Source organism: Pseudomonas sp. 10B238 (assembly GCF_000970615.1).
GTDB lineage: Bacteria > Pseudomonadota > Gammaproteobacteria > Pseudomonadales > Pseudomonadaceae > Stutzerimonas.
Genome location: NZ_KQ033935.1, coordinates 117,661 through 138,795, shown reverse-complemented (window position 1 = coordinate 138,795; position 21,135 = coordinate 117,661). Strand labels below are relative to the sequence as shown.

The following is a 21,135-nucleotide window of genomic DNA, read 5'->3' as shown; positions in this document are numbered from 1 at the left end:
CGGTAGTCTGTCGAATAATCAGAAAGGCACCCTAAACCAGCGGCACCAGGCCTATCAATATTTTTTACGCAGCAGCCATTTTCTGCCTTGTTATGTTCGTTTTATTAAACATAGACTCGCCAAAACCGCTGGGCGCTCGGGTGATGTCGCGCTACAGCATAGCCGTCGAACCCGTCGCCCTGCCGGAGCTAGTCATGGCCCATGATCGCGCCACATCTGCCGAACATTTCTGGATGCCCTTCACCGCCAACCGTCAGTTCAAGGGCAGCCCGCGCCTGCTGGAGCGCGCCGAGGGCATGTATTACACAGACACCGATGGCCGTCAGGTGATTGATGGCACCGCCGGGCTCTGGTGCTGTAACGCCGGCCACGGCCGCCGCGAGATCACCGAGGCGGTGAGCCGACAGATCGCCCAGCTGGATTTCGCACCGACCTTCCAGATGGGGCACCCGCTGCCCTTCGAGCTGGCCGAGCGGCTGGCACAGATCAGCCCGGCCGGGCTGAACCGAGTGTTCTTCACCAACTCGGGTTCGGAGTCGGCCGACACCGCATTGAAGATCGCCCTGGCCTATCAGCGCGCGATCGGCCAAGGCAGTCGCACCCGCCTGATCGGCCGCGAACTGGCCTATCACGGCGTCGGCTTTGGCGGCATTTCGGTCGGCGGCATGGCCAACAACCGCAAGGCCTTTGGCGCGCTATTACCAGGGGTCGACCACCTGCCGCACACGCTCGACTTGCAACGCAACGCGTTCAGCCGCGGCCTGCCGGAGCACGGCGTGGAGAGAGCCGACGAGCTGGAACGACTGGTTACCTTGCATGGGGCGGAAAACATTGCCGCCGTGATCGTCGAGCCAATGTCCGGCTCCGCTGGGGTGATCCTGCCGCCGAAGGGTTATCTGCAGCGCTTGCGCGAGATCACCCGCAAGCACGGCATCTTGCTGATATTCGATGAAGTGATTACCGGCTTCGGTCGGGTCGGCGAGGCCTTCGCCGCCCAGCGCTGGGGCGTCACGCCGGACATTCTCACCTGTGCCAAGGGTTTGACCAACGGTGCAATCCCCATGGGCGCGGTGCTGGTCGACGAGCAGATTCACGACGCTTTCATGCAAGGTCCGGAAAGCACCATCGAGTTCTTCCACGGCTACACCTACTCCGGCCACCCCGTGGCCTGCGCAGCTGCCCTCGCGACCCAGGAAATCTACCAGCGAGAGAACCTCTTCCAGAAAGCCATCGAGATCGAAGATTACTGGCAGGATGCCCTGTTCAACCTCCAGGGGCTGCCGAACGTGACCGATATCCGAACGGTTGGGCTGGTGGCCGGCATCCAGTTCGCGGCCCATGCGGACGGCGTCGGCAAGCGTGGCTACGAGGTGTTCCGTCAGTGCTTCGAGGACGGTCTGCTGGCGCGCGCCAGCGGCGACACCATTGCCTTGTCACCAGCGCTGATCGTCGAGCGTGAGCATATCGACGCGATGATCGAGCGCCTGGCCGACGCCATCCGCAAGGCAGCCTGACAGAGCGGTGGCTGCAGGGGCGACCACGTCGGTGAACCGCCCAAAGCCGGACGAGCGATTTGCCGCCACGCGCTGCCCACCGGGTCCGCATCGGGCAGCGCAGGCGCCCTACTGGAACACCGCTGCCAAAGCTNCCCCGCCGATTGGCGGGTTTTTCTTCAAGGGCCGATCAATTACTTGATCTTGGCTTCCTTGTACATCACGTGCTTACGCACGACAGGATCGTACTTCTTGATTTCGATCTTGTCGGGAGTGGTGCGCTTGTTCTTGTCGGTGGTGTAGAAGTGGCCGGTACCGGCGCTGGACACCAAACGGATCAGGTCACGCATGATAGTTCTCCTTAAACCTTTTCGCCGCGAGCGCGGAGTTCAGCCAGAACGGCGTCGATGCCGCGCTTGTCGATAACGCGCATGCCTTTAGCAGTCAGGCGCAGACGTACGAAGCGGTTCTCGGACTCGACCCAGAAGCGGTGATGCTGCAGGTTCGGCAGAAAACGACGACGGGTTTTGTTGTTCGCGTGGGAAATGTTGTTCCCGGTTACCGGACCCTTACCGGTAACTTGACAGACTCTCGACATGCCTCAGCCCTCTAAAACCACATGCCCAACCCGGCATGGGTTGGCCGCTTGAATTCAAATGTCTTTTTGGCGCTCAGCGCCACGTTTCGTTGGGGTCTTACCGGCTACGCGGCAAGCGATGAAACCGGGCCCCTAGAAAAGAGCGCTGCTTTATATCAGAAAGCCCCCCTGGCAACAAGCGCGGTGTAACTTTTAAGCATCGGCGTCTATCGCCGCAATCCCTCCCTAGGCCGCGCCCGGCACGGTCTGCCGGAATATGCCGTTCGTCGCCTTGGTCTTCTCCTCTTTATATATGGACCGAACCGCTCGCGGCAACGAACCGGCCTAACGGGCGCATTGGCTTGCTTCATATCGATGCGATCCAACCGCACGTAACGATACAGCACTCATCAGATCCGACCATGTGATCAGCAGCGCCAGCGAACTGACGTTTTACTCTGCGGAATGCAAAACCGATATTTTCAGCTATTATGCTTGAATTGGACAAGCAACCTGCCCATGGCCGGCCGTCGCGGCAAGGCCCGAGCATTCTGTAAAGGCCGCCCTGCCGAGCGAAGGGGCGATCTGCTATCGTGCGGCCCCGCCGCCCCACCACTAGACAGACCGACACCACATGAGCGACATCGAAGACACCGATACTCCCAAGGACCGCAAATTCGTCGAAGCGCTATCGCGCGGGCTGGATGTACTGCGTGCCTTCACCCACGGTTCGGTGGTGATGGGCAACCAGGACATTGCGCGTATCACCGGATTGCCCAAACCGACGGTGTCGCGCATGACCTACACCCTGACCAAGCTCGGTTACCTCAGCTACTCGCCGCAGCTGGAAAAGTACCAGCTCGATTCCGGCGTGCTGGCGCTGGGTTATGCCTACGTGTCCAACCTGCGCGTGCGCCAGCTGGCCAAACCATACATGGATGAGTTTTCCCGCCGTACCAACACATCAGTGGGGCTGACCTGCCGTGACCGGCTGTCGATGATCTACATCGAGAACTGCCGTCCGGCCGAGGTTTCGACGCTACGCATGGACGCGGGTGTACGCCTGCCGCTGGCCACCACCGCGGCAGGCCGCGCCTTCCTCGCCGCAACCCCGGACAAGGAGCGAGAGCATCTGATGTCCGCGCTGGAAACCAAGTACGGAGACGGCTGGGCAGCCATGAAGCAATCGCTGGACGGCTCCTTTGCCGAGTTCCGCCAGCACGGCTTCTGCTTGTCGCTCGGCGACTGGGACCGCAACGTGATGGCCGCTGGCGTACCGCTGCATCTAGCCGACGGCAGCATCATGGCGCTTACCTGCGGCGCGCCCTCGTTCCAGCTCAGCGAAGAAACCCTACGCGGCTCGCTGGCACACCAGCTGGAAATGCTCGCACGCGATATCGAAAGTCTGGGCGTCTGATCATTGGCTAAGCGACACCCAGTCAAGCGGGAAGCGTAGGCTTCACCGACCTTTCGCTCATCGACTCCGCAAGATGGCGATCAGTCCGCCGTCACTGCGACCGGACGCTGGCCCAGGCGATGTCTGCGAGCAGTTCGCGGCAATCCGCCAACGCGGTACGCGCGCGTCCGGCCAGCCAGTTACGGGCCAGGTCGTGGCAGGGCCCGATCACTACAGCGAGAAAGCAATCGCCCGGCATCCGGCGAAAGGCACCGCTATCACGGTGCCGACGCAAGATTGCGCTCACCCGCTCGCCATGGGCCTGATTGACCTCGCGCAGTCGTTCCCCCATCTCACCGGCCTCTACCCGCCCACGGTTGTGCAGAACGAAGCGTGCCCAGTCCGGGTTTTCCACGACCCAATCGATGTAGCTGGTGACGAACAATTTGACGCACGCCTCGGCATCCAGCGTATCGATCAGTCCGGCCTCCAATCGCGCGGCGTATTCACCGATGCCCTCCAGATAAAGCACAGCGATGATCCGCTCGCGGTTACCGAAATGGTGGTAAAGGCTGCCGATGCTGGCGCCGGAACGGTCTCGGATCATTTCGATGGTGGTCGCCTCCACCCCGAACTCGGTAAAGCAGGCGAGCGCGGCCTGAAGAATTTCTTGCTTGCGACTACTTCGGGCCATCCGATCTCCGACTAGAATAATGTTCTAGAATTAATTTCTACTGCTCCTATACTGCACCGATCCAGGCATTACAAAAAGACCGGAGAACAGGCATGGCGACGATACAGGCGGAAGCACGCTCGATCGACAACGGTAACGGCCATCAATTGGCGAGCTGCTGGTACCACCCTGAGGGCATACCACGCGGCGCCGTGCTGATCGCTCCAGCAATGGCGGTGAAACAAGACTTCTATGCCCATTTCGCCAGTTGGCTCGCAAATCAGGGATTTCTGGCGGTGACCTTCGACTACCTCGGCATGGGCCAGTCCTGCCATGTCCCTTTACGCCAGCTTGAGGTGGATATTCTCGACTGGGCCCGTCACGACTGCAGTGCCGTGTTGGCCAACGTTGTGGAAGCGGCCGGGGAGCTACCGATCTATTGGATCGGCCACAGTGTCGGCGCGCAAATCCTGCCGCTGGTGCAAGGCCATGAGCGGCTCACCCGCATCGTGACCATCGCTGCAGGCAGCGGTTACTGGCGCGAGAACAGCCCACAGATTCGCCGCCAGGCATGGTTGCTTTGGCATGGATTGGCGCCGCTGCTTACGCCGTTGTTCGGCTACTTTCCCGGTGGGCGTATCGGGGCAGTCGGTGATCTGCCGGCCGGCGTGATCCGCCAGTGGCGTCGCTGGTGCCTGCATCCCGAGTACTTGGTTGGCATCGAGGGCGACCCCATGCGGCGCGCGTTCGCCGAGGTGCAGACGCCGCTGACGTCCCTGTCATTTACCGACGACGAGATGATGTCGGCGCGCAATACCGAGTCCTTGCACGGCTTCTACACCGCCGCACCGAAACAGATGCGCCGCATCGCCCCGGGCGAAGTCGGTGCCGATCGCATCGGCCACTTCGGCTTCTTCCGTCGAGCCTTCGCGCCTACGCTCTGGACGGATTATTTGTTGCCGGAATTGGAACAGAGCCACCAGGGCCAGACTAGTGCGCTGGCAACGGCGACGTAGCCTCATCGCCACCGACGACATCATCTAGGTGAGCCGCAATATACGCCTGCGATCGTAGGCTGGATCACGCTTCACCGACCCACCACAATGCGGCGCCAAGCCACCCGCGTGGATGTAAAAGGCGACATCCACCCTACCGAGCTGAGTAAAGAGCCGTAGGGTGGGCTTCAGCCCACCACCCGCGCCACGAGGGTGGTGGGCTGAAGCGAAGCGCCGCCCGGTCAGCCTGCTAAAGCACGCCTGCTAAAGCAAAACCGGGCCATAAGGCCCGGTCGTGTTGTTGCGATTGGCGCGTTACGCCACCTGCATCAGCTGCGCATAAGCCTTCAGGTGATGGTCATCGTCGCCGAACTGGTGGGCGATCATCACTAGGCGCTTGGCATGGTGGGCGAGGTTGTATTCCCAGGTCATGCCGATGCCGCCGTGCAGCTGGATCGCTTCTTCGGCGACCTTGCGTGCAGCGCGGGCGCAGATGTATTTGGCGGCGGCGATGATGCGGCGGCGGTCGTCGTTGTCTTCGCCATCGGCAAAGGTCGCGGCGAGGATTGCCATGCTGGTGGCCTGTTCCAGCTCGGTCTGCATGTCCACCATGCGGTGCTGCAGCACCTGAAACTTGCCGATCGGCACGCCGAACTGCTTGCGCGTCTTCAGGTAGTCGAGGGTCAGTTTGCAGGCTTCATCCATGCTGCCCAGCGCATCGGCGCACTGCGCGGCAATGGCGCGGCCCTGCTGGTAACGCATCGCCGGGAGCGCGTTGCCGATTTCGCCGAGCACGGCATCGGAACCCACCTGCACGTTGTCCAAGAACAGTTCGCAGCCCTTGCGTCCGTCGATGGTTGGGTAGACGCGGCGGCTGACGCCTTGGCCGTTCGGATCGACAAGGAACAGGCTGATGCCGCTTTCGTCACGGCTGTCGCCTGAGCTGCGCGCGGACACGATGATCTGTCCGGCGCTGTGCCCACCGATCACCACAGCCTTTCGTCCGGACAGGCGATAACCGCCGTCGACCGCTTCAGCTTTGGTCTGTACATCGTGCAGGTTGTAGTGGCTCTGCGGCTCGTCGAAGGCCACCGCCAGTTGCAGCGAACCGGCTGCGACCTGCGGGAGCAGATCTTCTTTCTGCGCGTCGCTGCCCAGCTGGTTGAGCAGGCCGCCGCCGAAGATCACCGATTGCAGGTAGGGCTCCAGTGTCAGGCCCCGGCCCAGCTCGGTCATCACCAGCATGGTTTCCACACCACCACCGCCAAAGCCGCCGATCTCTTCGGCAAAGGGTACGGCGGTCAGGCCCAGATCACCCAGCTGACCCCAGAACTCGGAGGAAAAGCCCAATTCCGACTCGCTGAATTTCTCGCGCTGTTCGAACGGGTAGGCGTCGCGCACCAGACGTGCAGCGGTGTCTTGCAGCATTTGCTGCTCTTCAGTCAGTTTGAAGTCCATTGCGGTGCCCCCTTACAGCTCGAGAATCATCTTCGAGACGATGTTCTTCTGGATTTCGTTGGAGCCGCCGAAGATCGACAGCTTGCGCATGTTGAAGTAATCACCGGCCAGCGACGCGCTGTAGTCGGCGTGCAAGAGATCGCCGTCGTAATCCAGCTGCATTTCCTCTTCAAGGAATGGCAACGCATAAGGGCCGATGACCTTGCGCAGCAGGCTGGTGATGGCCTGGCGGATCTCGGTGCCCTTGACCTTGAGGATCGAGGACTCCGCGCCCGGCACGCCGCCCTCCTTAGCCGCCGCAAGGATGCGCAGGGTGCTCATTTCGATGGCCATCAGCTGCATCTCAACTTCCGCCACCTGAGCGCGGAACAGCGGGTCTTCGAGCATCGGCTTGCCGTCGCAGACTTCCTTCAAGGCGATGCGCTTCAGATGCGCCAGCGCGGCCTTGGAGGCGCCGATGCCGGCGAGGCCCGTGCGCTCGTGAGTCAGCAGGTACTTGGCGCAGGTCCAGCCCTGGTTTTCCTCGCCGACGAGGTTTTCCACCGGCACGCGGACGTTGTCGAAGAAGACTTCGTTGACCTCATGGTCGCCGTCCAGGGTGATGATTGGCCGCACGCTGATGCCGGTGCTTTTCATGTCTATCAACAGGAAGCTGATGCCGCGCTGCTGCTGGGCTTCCGGGTCTGTGCGCACCAGGCAGAAGATCATGTTGGCGTGCTGGCCGAGGGTGGTCCAGGTCTTCTGGCCGTTGACCACGTAATGGTCGCCATCGCGCACGGCGCGGGTCTTGAGACTGGCCAGGTCGGAACCGGCACCCGGCTCCGAATAGCCCTGGCACCACCAGTCTTCGCCGGAGAGGATGCGCGGCAGGTAATGGTCCTTCTGCTGCTGGCTGCCGAACTTGATGATTACCGGGGCGACCATGTTGACGCCGAAGGGCACGGTACGCGGTGCGCCGAACTGGGCGCATTCTTCGTCGAAGATGTGCTTTTCCACCGGGCCCCAGGTGGTGCCGCCCATCTCCACCGGCCAGCCCGGCGCGTACCAGCCGCGCTTGACCAGAATCTGCTGCCAGCGCTCGTGGTCCTGTTTGGACATGTGCTTGCCGAGCTTGACCTTGGCGGCGATGTCCGCAGGCAGCTCGTTTGTCAGGAAGGCGCGCACTTCATCGCGGAAGGCGAGCTCTTCGGCCGTGTAGTTGACGTTCATGGATGAATCCTCGATATCCGATCGGCAGAGTGCAGGCGGGCGGTGCTCATTGCCCGGCCTGCCATTCGGTGAAGGTGCGGCCTTCGGCGGCCAGTTTTTCCAGCAGTGGCGCCGGTTTCCACCAGTCGCCGCAACGTGCGTGCAGTTCCTTGACCCGCGCCAGCACGGTGTCCAGCCCAACGCTGTCGGCATAGAACATCGGCCCGCCGCGGAAGGCCGGGAAGCCATAGCCATTGAGGTAGATAACGTCGATATCACTGGAGCGCTGGGCGATACCCTCTTCGAGAATCTTGGCGCCCTCGTTGACCAGCGCAAAGATGCAGCGCTCGACAATGTACTGCTCGTCCAGCGCCTTTCGCTCGATGCCTTTCTCCTGTGATGCAGCTTCCAGCATAGGCGTGAGTTCAGGGTTCTCCAGCGGCGTACGGTTACCCGGCTCGTAGCGGTAGTAGCCGGCGCCGGTCTTCTGGCCCAGCATGCCGGCGGCGCAGAGCTTGTCGGACACGGTGGGGAAATCCAGATGCGCCGGCAACGTCGCGCGCTGTCGCTTGCGGATCGCCTGGCCAATATCGAGACCGGACAGATCACGCATGGCGAACGGCCCCATGGCCATGCCGAAGTTTCGCAGCGCACCGTCGACCTGTCCTGGCGTGGCGCCCTCCTCCAAGAGGAATTCCGCCTCGCGGCCGTACTGGAAGACCATGCGGTTACCAACGAAGCCGTCGCAGACGCCGACCACCACCGAGACCTTCTTCAGCTGCTTGCCGATGGCCATGGCCGTGGCGAGCACTTCATTGCTGGTCTTCTCGCCACGGACGACTTCCAGCAGGCGCATGACATTGGCCGGGCTGAAGAAATGCAGCCCGACTACGTCTTCAGGGCGCTTAGTAAAGGCCGCGATGGCATTCAAATCGAGTGACGAGGTGTTGGAGGCGAGAATCGCGCCGGGCTTGCATACCGCATCCAGCTGCTCGAACACCTGCTGCTTGACGCTCATTTCCTCGAATACTGCTTCAACAACCACATCGGCATCGGCCAGCGCAGCGTACTCGGTAACGCCTTCGACCAGCGCGAGGCGCTTTTCCATTGCCTCCTCGGTCAGGCTGCCGCGCTTGACGCTCGCCGCGTAGGTGTCGCGGGCGCGCTGCAAGCCACGCTGCAGAGCGTCTTCGCTGATTTCCAACAGCTTCACCGGCACCCCGGCATTGGCGAAGCTCAGGGCGATACCGACACCCATGGTGCCGCCGCCGATCACCGCTGCGGTCTTGATCGGCCGCGGCTTCACATCGGATGGCAGATCGTTGATCTTGCCGGCCTGGCGCTCGGCAAAGAACGAGTGGACCAACGCACCACGCTGTGGCGAGTTCAGGCATTCGGCAAACAGCTCACGCTCCCGCTTGAGGCCTTCGGCCAAAGGCAATTGAGTGGCCGCCTCGACTGCAGCGATGCAACGCAGCGGCGAGAACAGCCCGGGCATGCGCTTAGCCACTTCAGCGTGCTTGGCACGGATCAGGGCCTCGTTGTCGACGCCCTCAAGACCTTGGGTTTGCTCGCCAGTGCGCCGCGGTGCGCGGCCTTCATCGACCATACGCCGGGCGTAAGCGAGGCCGGCGTCCACCAGATCACCATCAAAGAGCTCGTCGACGATATTGTGCTCGACCGCCTCAGCAGCACTGATCGGCGTGCCGCTGACAATCATGTCCAATGCCTTGGCGACACCGGCAAGCCGCGGCAGCCGCTGGGTGCCGCCTGCGCCGGGCAGCAAGCCCAGCTTCACTTCCGGCAGACCGACCTTGGCGTCTTTCCGGGCGATGCGGTAATGGCAGCCCAGCGCCACTTCAAGTCCGCCGCCCAACGCGGTGCCGTGGATCACTGCAACGCTCGGCTTGCTGCAGCTTTCGATGAATTCGATAACCTCTGGCAGGCTCGGCGCTTGCGGGGGCTTGCCGAACTCCTTGATGTCAGCGCCGGCGATAAAGGTGTTGCCCTCGCACACCAGCGCGACGGCGCGGACCTGCTGGTCCGCTTCGGCACCCTGAAAGGCCTTCAATAGACCCTCACGTACCGCCTGGCCAAGGGCGTTGACCGGTGGATTGTTGACCGTGATCAGAGCGATCGCGCCCTGAATTTCGAGCCTTACGGCATCCGTCATGGCAGGCCTCCGCTTGTGAAATGATGATTAGAGTTGTTATTTCACGGAATCATGTTTCGCACAGCAGAATAGTCGAGTCATTTCCGCATGTCGAGAGACTGGCAACAATCGATGAACCTAGCAAGCGCCATAAGTCATGTAGCGTTGCTGGCATAACTGAGACTGGGCTATATCGACCCTCTGCAGCGCCTTGGTGGCTGGCAGCGGACCCGGCATGGGCGTACCGACTGGTCACTTATCGAATGACCAAAACACCAGGCAAAAAAAAGGAGCCGGCCCCCAGGGGAACCGGCTCCTCGTAGTTCAGCGCATTTACAGCCCGAGGCAGAGGTATTTGATCTCGAGGTAATCCTCGATTCCGTACTTCGAACCTTCGCGACCCAAGCCGGAGGACTTCACGCCACCGAACGGCGCCACCTCGGTGGAGATCATGCCGGTATTGATGCCGATCATTCCCGACTCGATGGCCTCGGCGACGCGGAACACGCGGCCCAAATCACGCGCATAGAAGTACGCGGCCAGACCGAACTCGGTGTCATTCGCTAGGGCGATACCCTCGGCCTCGTCCTCGAAGCGGAACAGCGGCGCCAGCGGGCCGAAGGTTTCTTCCTTGGCCACCTTGGCGTTATGCGGCACATTGACCATCAGCGTCGGCTCGAAATAGCTGCCACCCATCTGATGCGCCTTACCGCCGGTGAGCACCTGGGCGCCATTAGCGACGGCATCCTCGATGTGTTCACGCACCTTGGTCGCGGCACGGTCATCGATCAAAGGCCCGATGTCGACGCCCTCGTCCAGGCCGTTGCCAACCTTCAGTTTCTCTACCGCGGCCTGGAATTTCTTGGCGAACTCGTCGTACACGCCGTTCTGCACATAGATGCGGTTGACGCACACACAGGTTTGGCCCGCGTTGCGATACTTGGACTGCATGGCGCCTTTTACCGCCTCGTCGAGGTCGGCGTCATCGAACACCAGGAACGGCGCGTTGCCACCCAGCTCCAGCGACAGCTTCTTGATGCCCGGCGCGCACTGGGCCATCAGCTTGGCGCCGACTTCGGTGGAACCGGTGAAGCTAAGTTTGCGCACGGTCGGGTTGGCGGTCAGCTCGTCACCGATATCGCCGGCCGAACCGGTGACGACGCTGAACACGCCCTTTGGAATGCCGGCACGTTCAGCCAGCTCAGCCAGGGCCAGCGCGGAGAATGGCGTCTGGCTGGCGGGTTTGAGCACCATGGTGCAGCCCGCCGCGAGCGCCGGGCCCGCCTTGCGGGTGATCATCGCTGCCGGGAAATTCCACGGTGTGATGGCCGCGGTCACGCCAATCGGCTGCTTGATGACGATGATGCGCTTGTCTTTCTGATGCCCAGGAATGGTATCGCCATAGATGCGCTTGGCTTCCTCGGCGAACCACTCGATAAAGGAGGCGGCATAGGCGATTTCGCCCTTCGACTCGGCCAGCGGCTTGCCCTGCTCCAGCGTCATCAGGCGACCCAGATCGTCCTGGTTTTCCATCATCAGCTCGAACCAGCGGCGCAACTTCTGCGAACGCTCCTTGGCAGTCAGATCACGCCAGGCCGGCAACGCGCGCTCGGCAGCCTCGATGGCCCGACGCGTCTCGGCAGCGCCCATTTTCGGCACGGTGCCGAGAATCTCGTTGCTGGCCGGGTTGTTGACCTTGATGGTCTGGCCGCCATCCGCATCCTGCCAGGCCCCGTCTATATAAGCCTGCTGGCGGAACAGCGATGTGTCTTTGAGTTGCATGGCAGTCTCCTACGAGCCGGCGCGGCGCCGGACAATGAATCAAGGCCTTGAGGCCGTACGGGGCAGTTGGCAGTGGAACCGCCCGACCTAGGTCAGAACGAGGTGTGGCCTCGAGGTTCCTGCTGCATGGCAGAGCGTTTGAAATCTCGAACGGATCCTAGGCCTACGCCACTGAACAGACAACATCATGTTCGGAAAAATTAACGCACCATAGCTGAGCCTGATGACCAACCGAATCGTCGCGCCAAGCCCTTACCCGTCAGCCACGCAGCCGCCGAAGCGCCATGGACGACCGCGGACGACATGCGTATGATTGCGACCCGCAACGCACCAGTAGCTCAGCTGGATAGAGTACTGCCCTCCGAAGGCAGGGGTCGTGGGTTCGAATCCCGCCTGGTGCGCCATACAGAAAAGGCCTCACGTGAAAACGTGGGGCCTTTTTTTGCTTTGGGCTTTGCCAGTTCTGTGCCATGCCGCGCCACCCCTAAACTTCAGACGCAGCCTTGCCAGCCTCGGCCAGCAACCAATCGCGAAAGGCTTGCACCTTGGGCAGGTCGCCGCTTTCGGCCCGATAAACCACGTAGTACGCCTGGGTTAGCGGGCAATCCAAGCCGCTGTCGGCCAGGGGACGGATCAGCCGACCGGCATCCAGGTCGTCCTTCACCATCACACTGCGCGCCAGTGCGATCCCCTGCCCGTTCATCGCTGCCTGCAGTACAGCGGCCGAGTTGTTAATACGCAGGCCGTGACTGGTGTTTATTTGATTGAAACCCGAGGCGTCCAACCACATTCGCCAGGTTGGGTAGTCCGCATCGGTCGCCATCGACAGGTCGTGGATCAACGTAGCGCGCGGCAAGCGTTCTGTTGGCAGCCGCCCGCGCTCCAATAGCGGATAGCTTGGCGAGCAGACTGGAAATATAACCTCGTCCATCAGCCGAACGGCGGTTAGACCAGGCCAGCTGCCGGAACCGTAGCGGACACCGACATCGATACGCTCAGCCTGAAAATCCGCCGAACGCGAACTGGTGTCCAGCAGCACATCCAGATCCGGATAAGCCTGCTGAAATCGCTCGATGCGCAGCAGCAACCATTTCGCAGCAAAGGCCGGGCTCACAGTAACGGTGAGCTCGGCATTCGCGCCCGCGTCCCTAAGCCGTGACAAGCCCAACCGCAATTTTTCGAAGCCTTCGCGAATGTCAGGCAGTGCCGAGCGCGCCGCGTCCGTCAATTCAAGGCGTGCCGAACCACTTGTGGCGCGGGTAAATAAAGCGATTCCAAGCCACGACTCCAGGTTGCGGACCTGATGCCCTACGGCCGCCGGCGTGACGTTCAACTCAGTTGCGGCTGCAGAAAAACTACGGTGCCGCGCTGCGGCTTCGAATGCGCGCAAGGCGTTGAGGTTGGCAGGGGCAGTCATCGATAGATTTCCTATCTCGGTAGGCAAGATTTTATGCGTTGTTGGCAGTGCCTGAGCGAAACAACAATTGCATCAGGACGACAGTAAATGTCCCGCAGATGGGGAACCTCTGCGCCACCTGAAGGTTGTTGGCGATCAACAACCTTACGCTCAGCAACACTGCGGAGATCAAAACATGCATAGTTTTTCTAACAAGGTAGCCATCGTTACCGGCGGTAGTTCAGGAATTGGTAAGGAAGTCGCCAAGCGTCTGGTCGAAGCTGGCGCCTCGGTGGTTATTGGCGGTCGCGATGCGGACAAGCTGACCCGGGCAGCCCAGGATATAGATGCCAGTGGTCGTCAGGTACGTTCACTCGCTGGCGATATCGCCCAACCCGCCACTGCTCAGGCATTGGCTGACTTAGCGGTGCGCGAGTTCGGCGGAGTGGACGTTCTGATCAACAACGCGGGTGTCTTTAATCCGAAGCCGTTCCTTGAGGTCAATCCTGATGAGTACGACTGGTTCCTCGATACCATCCTCAAGGGCAAGTTCTTCATGGCCCAGGCTGCTGCTAAAGCGATGCTCCAGCGCGGCGGCGGCGTTATCGTACAAACCGGCTCGCTGTGGGCTATTCAGGCAATCGGCGCGACGCCTTCCGCTGCCTACTCCGCAGCGAATGCCGGCGTGCATGCCTTGACGCGTAACTTGGCAATCGAGCTGGCTGGGTTAAACATCCGCATCAACACCGTGGCACCAGCAGTGGTCGAGACGCCGGTATACAACACCTTCATGGATGCTGAGCAGGTCAAGGAAGTGCTTCCGACCTTCAATGCGTTCCACCCGTTGGGGCGTAACGGACAACCCGGTGACGTAGCTGCGGCCATCCTGTTTCTGGCTTCGACCGAGGCCTCCTGGATTACTGGCGCCATACTGCCGGTCGATGGCGGTGTGACCGCCGGGCGCAACTAAACGACCGTGTTCGTTGTGATTCGGTTGGGCTTAGCAAATGCGTAGGTGATCCGCCGCGTCTGGCGGACCGAATAGGTTCTGCCATCTCTCTCGCACGGGTAGCAGCGATACTTCATCAACGACCCATCGGGGGTCGGCTGGGCTCTGCCTAGCCCACCATTGTCTCAAATGGCTTTTCCGAGCGCTTCGAGCAGCATGGCGATCTTCTGTTCGTTTCGCTTGTAGTAGGTCCAGGGGCCGATGCGTTGCGAGGTCACCAGCTGCGCGCGCTGGAGCGCGGCGAGGTAGTTCGAGACGGTCGATTGGGACAGCCCGACGCGCTCCTGGATGATGCTGACGCATACACCCAGCTGCTCGGGATCGGCTTCCTGCTCGGGGAAGTTCGTCTTCGGGTCCTTCAGCAGGGTAAGGATGGCCAGGCGGGTCGGGTTGTCCAACGCCTTCAGCGCTTCACTGACGTCTATGCTCATATCTGCGTCGGGTAGTGGGTTTTCGCGATCTTACGATACTTCGTCTCGAATCGCTGAGTGCCCTGCGACGGAGGACACGCAGCGGCGGCTTATTCCGAGTGGGCCGGATAGTCGGTATAGCCCTGCTCCGTTCCGCCATACATGCTGCTCGGATCAAGCGTGTTCATGGGCGACCCATGGGCAATCCGAGACGGCAGATCAGGATTGGCAATGAACGCGCGTCCGAATGCGACAAGGTCGGCCCAGCCGGCTTCGATTGCCGCGGCAGCTCGCTCTGGCGTGTATTTACCCGCGTAGATGATTTTGCCGCTGAACGCCTTACGTACAGCCTGCCTGAAGCTGTTGGGCAGTTCCGGCGCGCTGTCCCAATCGGCTTCAGCCAGTGACACATACGCTACGCCGATCTCTTCCAGAATTTTCACGGCTTCTACGTACGTCTCGTGGGGATCGTCCTCGACCAGCCCCAGGTAGACGCGCGCCTCATCGGTGCTAGCAAAGAGCGGCGCAAAGCGTATCCCGACCCGATCCGCACCTATCGCATCGGAAATTGCCTGCGCGATCTCGCGCAAAAAGCGCAGGCGGTTCTGCAGCGAACCACCGTATTCGTCGGTTCGGGTGTTGGTGTGAGCCGAGATGAACTGATTCACTAGATAGCCATTGGCGCAGTGCACCTCGATGCCGTCGAACCCTGCCTCCAAAGCGTTTCGCGCAGCCTGGACATAGAGTTGCACCAGTTCTTTGACCTCCCCGGTTGATAGCGCTCTTGGGGTCGACGGATCAGCCAGCATCCCTTCGCCGGGCCCGGTCTCGATGAAGACCTTGACGTTGCGTGCGGGGATTGCAGAGGGCCCCACCGGATCAGCCCCGTCAGGCTGGAGCGATGTGTGGGACACGCGCCCGACATGCCACAACTGCGCGAAAATCACGCCGCCTTCGGCATGCACCGCTTGAGTGATGGCCTTCCAGCCTTCGACCTGTTCCTGGCTATGGATGCCGGGGGTCCAGGCGTAGCCCTGGCCTCGTGCCTCGATCTGGGTGCCTTCGGTCACCATGAAACCTGCACCGGCTCGTTGCCGGTAATAGGTCGCCATCAGTGAGTTAGGGACATTGCCCGGTTGCGAACTCCGTGAGCGCGTGAGAGGAGGCAGGACAATGCGGTTGCGCAAAACGAAGGGGCCAAGCGAAGTCTGGGTGAAGAGTGATTTGTGATTCATAACGTTAGATTTAGATATCGTGATTTATAGATATTAAAAGACATGGGCTGCCTTACCGAGAAGTGCGCCGTCTCCACCCCAGCGTCGAGCTTCAAACGTGGGCAGTGGCGACCACTGAACTGGCTATGCTGGTCACCATATCGATAAATGTCAATATCTAGATTTTAGACTGCACCATGCTGAGATCTTGAAGCTGCTGTGTCAGCACGGTGCCGAGCCCACCTAGACCGGCAAGGCACCTGTGCTTCGCACCCTAGGGAAACGCCTGTGAAAGAGACGACGCTTGCCGGTCTCACAGGCGTTGAAGCGATGCAACGAAGAGGATTTGGGCCCGTCACCTGCGATGGGTATATCAGTGCTCGTGCTTGGCGCTGACGAAACTCAGCGAAGAGAACATGCCGCGCACGCGTGCGTCCGGGTCTTCGCTCGGGACGGTGGTGGACGCGGCGATGACGTTGAGCCCGTGGTTGCGCACGATGATTTTTGCCTTGCCCTGCTTGTCGGTGGTTGCTGCCACTTCATCCGGGGTGTTCACGTAATCGGCGATCAGCTCGACGTTGGAAGCCGGTTTGCCGTCGACCAGGACCTGAACCTCCAGCTCCTCTCCTACGTCAACCGACAAGGGATCACGTTGCGGGACGATGGCCAGTTTCAGCTTGTCCAGCGCCGGCAGTTCCGCACCCTCATGCAGCACCGCCAGGCTGTACTTGTAGTAGCGCCCGGAATCCAGCGCGCCGGGTACCTTTGTTTCGCCGACATTGAGCCATTTCTTGTCCGGCGACTGCGTCCAGTAGCCGTTGTCCAGCGCGACGCTGAGCACCGCGGCCGATTCAAGCGGCTTTAGTCGCGCATGATCCTCGAGCTGCTCGACGGTAACCGGGATACGGCCGCCCCGCTGATCGCTTGCCCAGGCTCCGGAAATCTTCTTCGGGTTATAGGCATTGTCCTCGGCGCCATGACCGTAGATCACCTCGATGTTGCCGCGACGCTCTTCCGTCCACATGCCGTGGGCACAGGCCTGCCCTGCCATTAGTGCAGCGATCAAAGCCATGGCGTATTTCGTGTGGTGCTTGTTCATGTTCTTTCCTTATGGATACATCGAGTGGCGGGCCGGCTCGGGTTGAGCGGGTGCTGCGTTACAGATCTAGCGACAGGCTCACGCTCAGGTTGCGCGGTTCGCCTGGCATGACCCAAACATTGCTGTAGGAGCGTTCGTAGTAGGTGCGGTCGAAGGCGTTGTTGAGGTTCACACCGAGGGTCAGGTCCTGCGTCGCCTTGTAGCGCGCCAGCAGATCCACGGTCGTGTACCCCGGCAGTTCGAAACCGCTGTCCGCGACGTTGCCGGAACGATCGCCGACATAATTGACGCCACCGCCGAGCTCCAGGCCTTGCAGACCGCCATCGAGGAACTCATACACGCCCAGCAGGCTACCGCTGTGCTCGGGCACGTTGAGCAGGCGGCTGCCGCGCGCCAGGGTGTTGTCCTCGGTCACTTCGGCATCGACATAGGCGTAGGCGCCGATCACACGGATTTCGTCGGTCAACTGTCCGGTCAGCTGCAGATCGATACCGCGGCTGCGCACCTCGCCAGCGGCGATCTGATAGGCCGAATCCGCGGAGTCCGCGGTGAGCACGTTTTCCTTGGTCAGGTGAAACGCAGCGATGGTCATGCCCAGACGGCTGTCGAGCAGATCGAACTTGAAGCCGGCTTCGTAGCCGACGCCTTCCTCCGGATCGAATGCCGTGCCTGACACATCAGCGCCGCTATTGGGCTTGAACGACTGCGAGGCATTGGCGAACACGCCGACCTCAGGCGTCAGCTGATACAGCGCCCCGATGCGCGGCGTGACCTTTTCATGGGTCTGCTCCACGCGCGTGCCGGCTACTTCGTTGTCCAGGCGATGTTCGTAATGGTCGTAACGCGCACCGATGACGCCGAACAGCTTTTCGGTGAAGCGAAGCTGGTCCTGCAGATTCAGCGAGCGGGAGTGGACCAGCTCGTGACGATGAGTGCTGCGCCCGCCAAGGCCAACGCTGAATGGAGGACGCGGTTGCCCGTACACCGGCTCGTAGATGTCGATCTGCGAGATCGGACTGGTGCGCATCAATCGCTCGTTCTTGGCATAGCGCTCGTATTCGGTGCCGATCAGCAGGTTGTGCTCGATAGCGCCGGTGTAGACCACGCCACGAAGTTCCAGCTGAGTGATGCTGTCCTGCCAGTCGAAGTCGCGATAGCGGTATTCCCGGTTGAGCGTGCGCGCATCGTCGGCCAGAAAGCTCGCCTCGGTTGCGCCGCCGCTCAGGCGCCCCTGCTTGTAGTGGCTGGCCAATTTGACCGTCCAGCTGGCATTGAGATCATGCTCGATCTCGGCCTGCAGGCTCTCGTTGTTGTTCTTGATATCGCCGTCGCCGGGCTCACCGAAAAAGTCCGAACGCGAGACGCTTCCAAGATGATCATTCGGCGCCACCACACCACGGTCAAACACCTGGCTGTTCCGGATGACCTCGGCCTGCACCAGCAGCCGCGTCTGCGGTGTCAGCTCCCAGCTGAACGCCGGCGCGAAGAACTGCCGTTCGCCGGAGCGGTATTCACGGAAGCTGTTGCTGTCCTCCACCGCGAGGTTCATGCGGTAGAGCATTTTGCCTTCGTCATCCAGGGGCGTGTTGACGTCCAGGCTGCTGCGGTAGCGATCCCAACGGCCGGCGCTCAGGTCCAGGCGCGCGAACTGATCATTCTGCGGACGCTTGCTGACGATATTGATGGTGCCGCCCGGGTCGCCGCGACCATACAGGCTGGAGGCCGGCCCTTTGAGCACGTCGATACGCTCGACGTTGGAAGGGTCCTGCGGGTTCATATAGCCGCGGTTGACGCTGAAGCCGTCCTTGTAGAACTCCGAGGTGGTTAGGCCACGGATACTGTATTCGTACATGGTCAGGCCGCCGAAGTCGTTCTGTCGGGCCACGCCTCCGGCATAATCCAGGGCCTTTTCGATACGCGGGCTGTCCAGGTCCTCTAGCACGGTGGCCGGAATGGCGCTGACTGCCTGGGGAACCTCCTCCAGCGGGGTGTCGGTCTTGGTCGCGCTCGCCGAACGGCGGGCCTGATAGCCCTTGACCTCGGCCTGCTCACGATCAGCCGTGACAACCACTTCCTCGAGAACAGCGCTGTCCGATTCCTGTGCCAACGCCGACAGGCTGCCTAAGCCTGCCATGGCGGCAATGCCCCATACCCTTGCTGCAACCCAACTGCTGTTCATGCCTGCTTCCGATTAAATGTTATACCGTAACATTTGATCGGAAGCTGTCTCTACCTGTCAAGGCCGCACGCCCTTCTGGAAAGCTGGGTACAGCTAGGGCAGCATGCGGTGTCAACGGCTCATGACGAGGAACGCAGCGATGATCGATTTCGACAACAAAGGTTTTTTCAAGCTGAAACAGAACGATGAATACGCAGAGCGGGTCAGGTCGCTGCTGCTGGAAGACGAGCAGGTGATCGACTCTTACAAGTCCATGCGTGACGGCGTGGTGTTTACCAACAAGCGGATCATCGCGGTCAACGTGCAGGGCATCACCGGCAGCAAGAAGGATTTCACTTCCCTGCCCTACAACAACATCGTTGCTTATTCGGTGGAGACGTCCGGGACTTTCGATCTGGACTCGGAGCTGGAGGTCTATTTCTCATCGCTTGGGAAGGTGAAGTTCGAGTTCACCGGCAAGACCTCGATCGTCGAGATATCGAAGCACATATCCAAACATCTGCTCTGACTGAGCGGCAGCGTACAGCACAGTGCCGCAACTGCAGGGGCTCAAGTCGTTGCGCGTCGTCCGGCAACGACGGACCCACACCACCCTGGCTCGCTAGCATAGGTAGCGAGTAATTAGGTTTGGCTGCCGCAATGAACCGGTGTCGTTACCGGTCGACCTCCACATCAGGGCAGGCTTTTTCAGCCGTCGAAGAGACGGCCTCGGCAGGGCGGGAAGATAAATCCGAAGGCTTAGGTTCTTCAGAGCGAATACCTAACGCGACCAGCAATGTCTCGCTCATTTCCATGAATGAATAGCCATCGGCCCATATTTCGGTTTTGCCGTTCAGTCTGTTATCCATGCTTTCCATATCCTAGGCTGCGCGCCCACTCAGCCGTGCGTTCGAATTGTTTTGCTACGCCTGTTGGCGACACGCAACTGCAGCATCCTGCGTGCCAACATTGGAAAGCGAATTTACGCTTTCATATCAATTACTTACGGAACCAGTGAGTTCCAGCAACTGTTGCAAGATGCACGATTTGCAATCTGTACCCTTGCGATGTGCATGTCTGCCCGTCTGTGCTGCAGATCACAAAATGGAGTCAGGATAATGACCAGACCACGGCCCGTGTCTTCGCCAGCGGTACACGACCAGGTCCGGCCTTTCGGCATAATTGGTAGCCCGCCCTTGAGCACACGCCATGCAGATCGATGAAGAACTCACGCTGAAAAAGCTGGAGGTGTTTCTGGCCTTCATGCGCAGCGGCAATCTGAGCAAAGCGGCCGCCGAGCTGAACACCAGCAATGTCAGCGTGCATCGCGCCATCCACTCATTGGAGAGCGCCCTGCGCTGCCCACTGTTCAAGCACGAGGGGCGCAACCTGATTCCGCTGGAAAGCGCTTACGTACTGGAAGAGAAAGCGCAGAAGCTGGTGCAGGATGTGCTTGAGACCGTTCGCCAAACGCGCGAGGCCGCAGGGTTCTCGGCCGAGCGGTTCAAGCTCGGGGCACTGTATTCGCTGACGGTGAAAACCGTGCCGCAGCTGATCATGGGGCTGAAGCTGCGCCGTAGCGAGCTCAACATCGACCTGATCCTCGGCTCCAACGTGGACCTTTTCTACAAACTGAAGAACATGGAGCTGGACGCGATCCTTGTGTCGCTCAACGACAGCGTCAGCCACGACCCGGACTGTGCACAGCTGCCGCTGTTTGCCGACGACATCTTCCTCGCCGCGCCGGCTGATTCGCCGTTCGCGCAACAGGCGGAAGTCGACTTAAGCGATCTGCGCGACGCCACCTTTATTACGCTTTCACAAGGCTTCGCCACCCATCAGGACGGCAATCGGGTATTCCAGCAGGCAGGCTTCGAGCCGAAGGTGGCGATGCAGGTTAATGACATCTTCACCTTGATGAGCATGGTCAATTCGGGGGTGGGCTATGCCTTACTGCCCGGTCGGGTGGGGATGGTCTACGAGGCGCGGGTCAAGCTGGTGCCGTTGCAGGCGCGGTATCACCTGCAACAGCACATCGGCGTGGTGTTTCTGAAAGCCAAGGAGCGCGATCCCAACCTGCTCGCGCTCCTGGCCGAATGCCGCATGTACAGCCTTAAGAATCCGAGTTGACGCAC

At 60.7% G+C, this 21,135-nt stretch carries 19 protein-coding genes and 1 tRNA gene; 7 read left to right on the top strand and 13 right to left on the bottom strand.

The window, feature by feature from the left end:
* Positions 1–194 precede the first annotated feature (194 nt).
* Positions 195–1,514: an omega-aminotransferase AptA gene (locus RT21_RS14910; protein WP_046163322.1), complete on the top strand. Its 1,320-nt coding sequence runs from the start codon at positions 195–197 to the stop codon at positions 1,512–1,514.
* 173 nt (positions 1,515–1,687) lie between these two features.
* Here RT21_RS14910 and rpmG read toward each other — a convergent pair whose 3' ends face one another.
* Both rpmG and rpmB read right to left on the bottom strand, forming a co-directional pair.
* The gene (rpmG, locus tag RT21_RS14905; protein ID WP_045423166.1) at positions 1,688–1,843 is read right to left on the bottom strand and encodes a 50S ribosomal protein L33; all 156 of its coding nucleotides are present in this window, start codon (positions 1,841–1,843) and stop codon (positions 1,688–1,690) included.
* Positions 1,844–1,854: 11 nt separating this feature from the next.
* Positions 1,855–2,091 carry a 50S ribosomal protein L28 gene (gene rpmB, locus RT21_RS14900; RefSeq protein ID WP_019339373.1) on the bottom strand — a complete coding sequence of 79 codons (237 nt, stop codon included), beginning with the start codon at positions 2,089–2,091 and terminating at the stop codon, positions 1,855–1,857.
* Positions 2,092–2,704: 613 nt separating this feature from the next.
* Here rpmB and RT21_RS14895 point away from each other — a divergent pair.
* Positions 2,705–3,487, top strand: a complete 783-nt coding sequence (locus RT21_RS14895) for an IclR family transcriptional regulator (protein WP_046163321.1) — start codon at positions 2,705–2,707, stop codon at positions 3,485–3,487.
* A gap of 91 nt (positions 3,488–3,578) precedes the next feature.
* On the opposite strand, the gene RT21_RS14890 is transcribed toward RT21_RS14895, so the two are convergent.
* On the bottom strand, positions 3,579–4,160 hold the full coding sequence (locus RT21_RS14890; protein ID WP_046163320.1) for a TetR/AcrR family transcriptional regulator: 582 nt from the start codon (positions 4,158–4,160) through the stop codon (positions 3,579–3,581).
* A gap of 92 nt (positions 4,161–4,252) precedes the next feature.
* Between RT21_RS14890 and RT21_RS14885 the strand changes: the two genes are divergently transcribed.
* A complete protein-coding gene (locus RT21_RS14885) occupies positions 4,253–5,155 on the top strand; it encodes an alpha/beta hydrolase family protein (protein ID WP_046163319.1) in 903 nt (300 codons plus the stop codon).
* 294 nt (positions 5,156–5,449) lie between these two features.
* On the opposite strand, the gene RT21_RS14880 is transcribed toward RT21_RS14885, so the two are convergent.
* From RT21_RS14880 to gabD, 4 genes are all read right to left on the bottom strand, one after another.
* On the bottom strand, positions 5,450–6,592 hold the full coding sequence (locus tag RT21_RS14880) for an acyl-CoA dehydrogenase family protein (protein WP_046163318.1): 1,143 nt from the start codon (positions 6,590–6,592) through the stop codon (positions 5,450–5,452).
* 12 nt (positions 6,593–6,604) lie between these two features.
* Positions 6,605–7,801 (bottom strand): acyl-CoA dehydrogenase family protein, encoded by a 1,197-nt coding sequence (locus RT21_RS14875; RefSeq protein WP_046163317.1) that lies wholly within the window; start codon positions 7,799–7,801, stop codon positions 6,605–6,607.
* A 46-nt stretch (positions 7,802–7,847) separates the two neighbouring features.
* A complete protein-coding gene (locus RT21_RS14870; protein WP_046163316.1) occupies positions 7,848–9,953 on the bottom strand; it encodes a 3-hydroxyacyl-CoA dehydrogenase NAD-binding domain-containing protein in 2,106 nt (701 codons plus the stop codon).
* Positions 9,954–10,265: 312 nt separating this feature from the next.
* Positions 10,266–11,714, bottom strand: a complete 1,449-nt coding sequence (gene gabD / locus RT21_RS14865; protein ID WP_046163315.1) for an NADP-dependent succinate-semialdehyde dehydrogenase — start codon at positions 11,712–11,714, stop codon at positions 10,266–10,268.
* Positions 11,715–12,041: 327 nt separating this feature from the next.
* On the opposite strand from gabD, the gene RT21_RS14860 reads away from it, so the two are divergent.
* Positions 12,042–12,118, top strand: a tRNA-Arg gene (locus RT21_RS14860).
* Between the two features lie 80 nt (positions 12,119–12,198).
* Here the strand turns inward: RT21_RS14860 and gcvA are convergent.
* Positions 12,199–13,131 carry a transcriptional regulator GcvA gene (gene gcvA / locus RT21_RS14855; RefSeq protein ID WP_046163314.1) on the bottom strand — a complete coding sequence of 311 codons (933 nt, stop codon included), beginning with the start codon at positions 13,129–13,131 and terminating at the stop codon, positions 12,199–12,201.
* Between the two features lie 175 nt (positions 13,132–13,306).
* Between gcvA and RT21_RS14850 the strand changes: the two genes are divergently transcribed.
* On the top strand, positions 13,307–14,080 hold the full coding sequence (locus RT21_RS14850) for an SDR family NAD(P)-dependent oxidoreductase (RefSeq protein WP_046163313.1): 774 nt from the start codon (positions 13,307–13,309) through the stop codon (positions 14,078–14,080).
* Between the two features lie 164 nt (positions 14,081–14,244).
* Here the strand turns inward: RT21_RS14850 and RT21_RS14845 are convergent, their stop codons facing one another.
* The 4 genes from RT21_RS14845 to RT21_RS14830 form a co-directional block, all read right to left on the bottom strand.
* Positions 14,245–14,550, bottom strand: coding sequence for an ArsR/SmtB family transcription factor (locus RT21_RS14845; RefSeq protein ID WP_045423126.1), 306 nt, complete (start codon positions 14,548–14,550; stop codon positions 14,245–14,247).
* An 89-nt stretch (positions 14,551–14,639) separates the two neighbouring features.
* A complete protein-coding gene (locus tag RT21_RS14840; RefSeq protein WP_046163312.1) occupies positions 14,640–15,764 on the bottom strand; it encodes an alkene reductase in 1,125 nt (374 codons plus the stop codon).
* 352 nt (positions 15,765–16,116) lie between these two features.
* Positions 16,117–16,842: a DUF4198 domain-containing protein gene (locus RT21_RS14835; protein ID WP_046163311.1), complete on the bottom strand. Its 726-nt coding sequence runs from the start codon at positions 16,840–16,842 to the stop codon at positions 16,117–16,119.
* 58 nt (positions 16,843–16,900) lie between these two features.
* A complete protein-coding gene (locus tag RT21_RS14830) occupies positions 16,901–18,976 on the bottom strand; it encodes a TonB-dependent siderophore receptor (RefSeq protein ID WP_046163397.1) in 2,076 nt (691 codons plus the stop codon).
* 184 nt (positions 18,977–19,160) lie between these two features.
* Between RT21_RS14830 and RT21_RS14825 the strand changes: the two genes are divergently transcribed.
* A complete protein-coding gene (locus RT21_RS14825; protein ID WP_046163310.1) occupies positions 19,161–19,529 on the top strand; it encodes a PH domain-containing protein in 369 nt (122 codons plus the stop codon).
* 145 nt (positions 19,530–19,674) lie between these two features.
* Here the strand turns inward: RT21_RS14825 and RT21_RS14820 are convergent, their stop codons facing one another.
* A complete protein-coding gene (locus tag RT21_RS14820) occupies positions 19,675–19,869 on the bottom strand; it encodes a hypothetical protein (RefSeq protein ID WP_045423119.1) in 195 nt (64 codons plus the stop codon).
* Positions 19,870–20,209: 340 nt separating this feature from the next.
* Here RT21_RS14820 and RT21_RS14815 point away from each other — a divergent pair, with 340 nt between their 5' ends.
* Positions 20,210–21,130: a LysR family transcriptional regulator gene (locus RT21_RS14815; protein WP_046163308.1), complete on the top strand. Its 921-nt coding sequence runs from the start codon at positions 20,210–20,212 to the stop codon at positions 21,128–21,130.
* Positions 21,131–21,135 lie beyond the last annotated feature (5 nt).

What these genes read in the sequence shown, in the direction of transcription:
- RT21_RS14840 (WP_046163312.1), bottom strand. Translation starts at nt 15,764, where the DNA reads ATGAATCACAAATCACTCTTCACCCAGACTTCGCTTGGCCCCTTCGTT.
- rpmB (WP_019339373.1), bottom strand. Translation starts at nt 2,091, where the DNA reads ATGTCGAGAGTCTGTCAAGTTACCGGTAAGGGTCCGGTAACCGGGAAC.
- RT21_RS14890 (WP_046163320.1), bottom strand. Translation starts at nt 4,160, where the DNA reads ATGGCCCGAAGTAGTCGCAAGCAAGAAATTCTTCAGGCCGCGCTCGCC.
- RT21_RS14885 (WP_046163319.1), top strand. Translation starts at nt 4,253, where the DNA reads ATGGCGACGATACAGGCGGAAGCACGCTCGATCGACAACGGTAACGGC.
- RT21_RS14820 (WP_045423119.1), bottom strand. Translation starts at nt 19,869, where the DNA reads ATGGATAACAGACTGAACGGCAAAACCGAAATATGGGCCGATGGCTAT.
- gabD (WP_046163315.1), bottom strand. Translation starts at nt 11,714, where the DNA reads ATGCAACTCAAAGACACATCGCTGTTCCGCCAGCAGGCTTATATAGAC.
- RT21_RS14910 (WP_046163322.1), top strand. Translation starts at nt 195, where the DNA reads ATGGCCCATGATCGCGCCACATCTGCCGAACATTTCTGGATGCCCTTC.
- RT21_RS14875 (WP_046163317.1), bottom strand. Translation starts at nt 7,801, where the DNA reads ATGAACGTCAACTACACGGCCGAAGAGCTCGCCTTCCGCGATGAAGTG.
- RT21_RS14825 (WP_046163310.1), top strand. Translation starts at nt 19,161, where the DNA reads ATGATCGATTTCGACAACAAAGGTTTTTTCAAGCTGAAACAGAACGAT.
- RT21_RS14815 (WP_046163308.1), top strand. Translation starts at nt 20,210, where the DNA reads ATGCAGATCGATGAAGAACTCACGCTGAAAAAGCTGGAGGTGTTTCTG.
- RT21_RS14895 (WP_046163321.1), top strand. Translation starts at nt 2,705, where the DNA reads ATGAGCGACATCGAAGACACCGATACTCCCAAGGACCGCAAATTCGTC.
- RT21_RS14835 (WP_046163311.1), bottom strand. Translation starts at nt 16,842, where the DNA reads ATGAACAAGCACCACACGAAATACGCCATGGCTTTGATCGCTGCACTA.
- RT21_RS14850 (WP_046163313.1), top strand. Translation starts at nt 13,307, where the DNA reads ATGCATAGTTTTTCTAACAAGGTAGCCATCGTTACCGGCGGTAGTTCA.
- RT21_RS14880 (WP_046163318.1), bottom strand. Translation starts at nt 6,592, where the DNA reads ATGGACTTCAAACTGACTGAAGAGCAGCAAATGCTGCAAGACACCGCT.
- RT21_RS14870 (WP_046163316.1), bottom strand. Translation starts at nt 9,953, where the DNA reads ATGACGGATGCCGTAAGGCTCGAAATTCAGGGCGCGATCGCTCTGATC.
- RT21_RS14845 (WP_045423126.1), bottom strand. Translation starts at nt 14,550, where the DNA reads ATGAGCATAGACGTCAGTGAAGCGCTGAAGGCGTTGGACAACCCGACC.
- RT21_RS14830 (WP_046163397.1), bottom strand. Translation starts at nt 18,976, where the DNA reads ATGGCAGGCTTAGGCAGCCTGTCGGCGTTGGCACAGGAATCGGACAGC.
- rpmG (WP_045423166.1), bottom strand. Translation starts at nt 1,843, where the DNA reads ATGCGTGACCTGATCCGTTTGGTGTCCAGCGCCGGTACCGGCCACTTC.
- gcvA (WP_046163314.1), bottom strand. Translation starts at nt 13,131, where the DNA reads ATGACTGCCCCTGCCAACCTCAACGCCTTGCGCGCATTCGAAGCCGCA.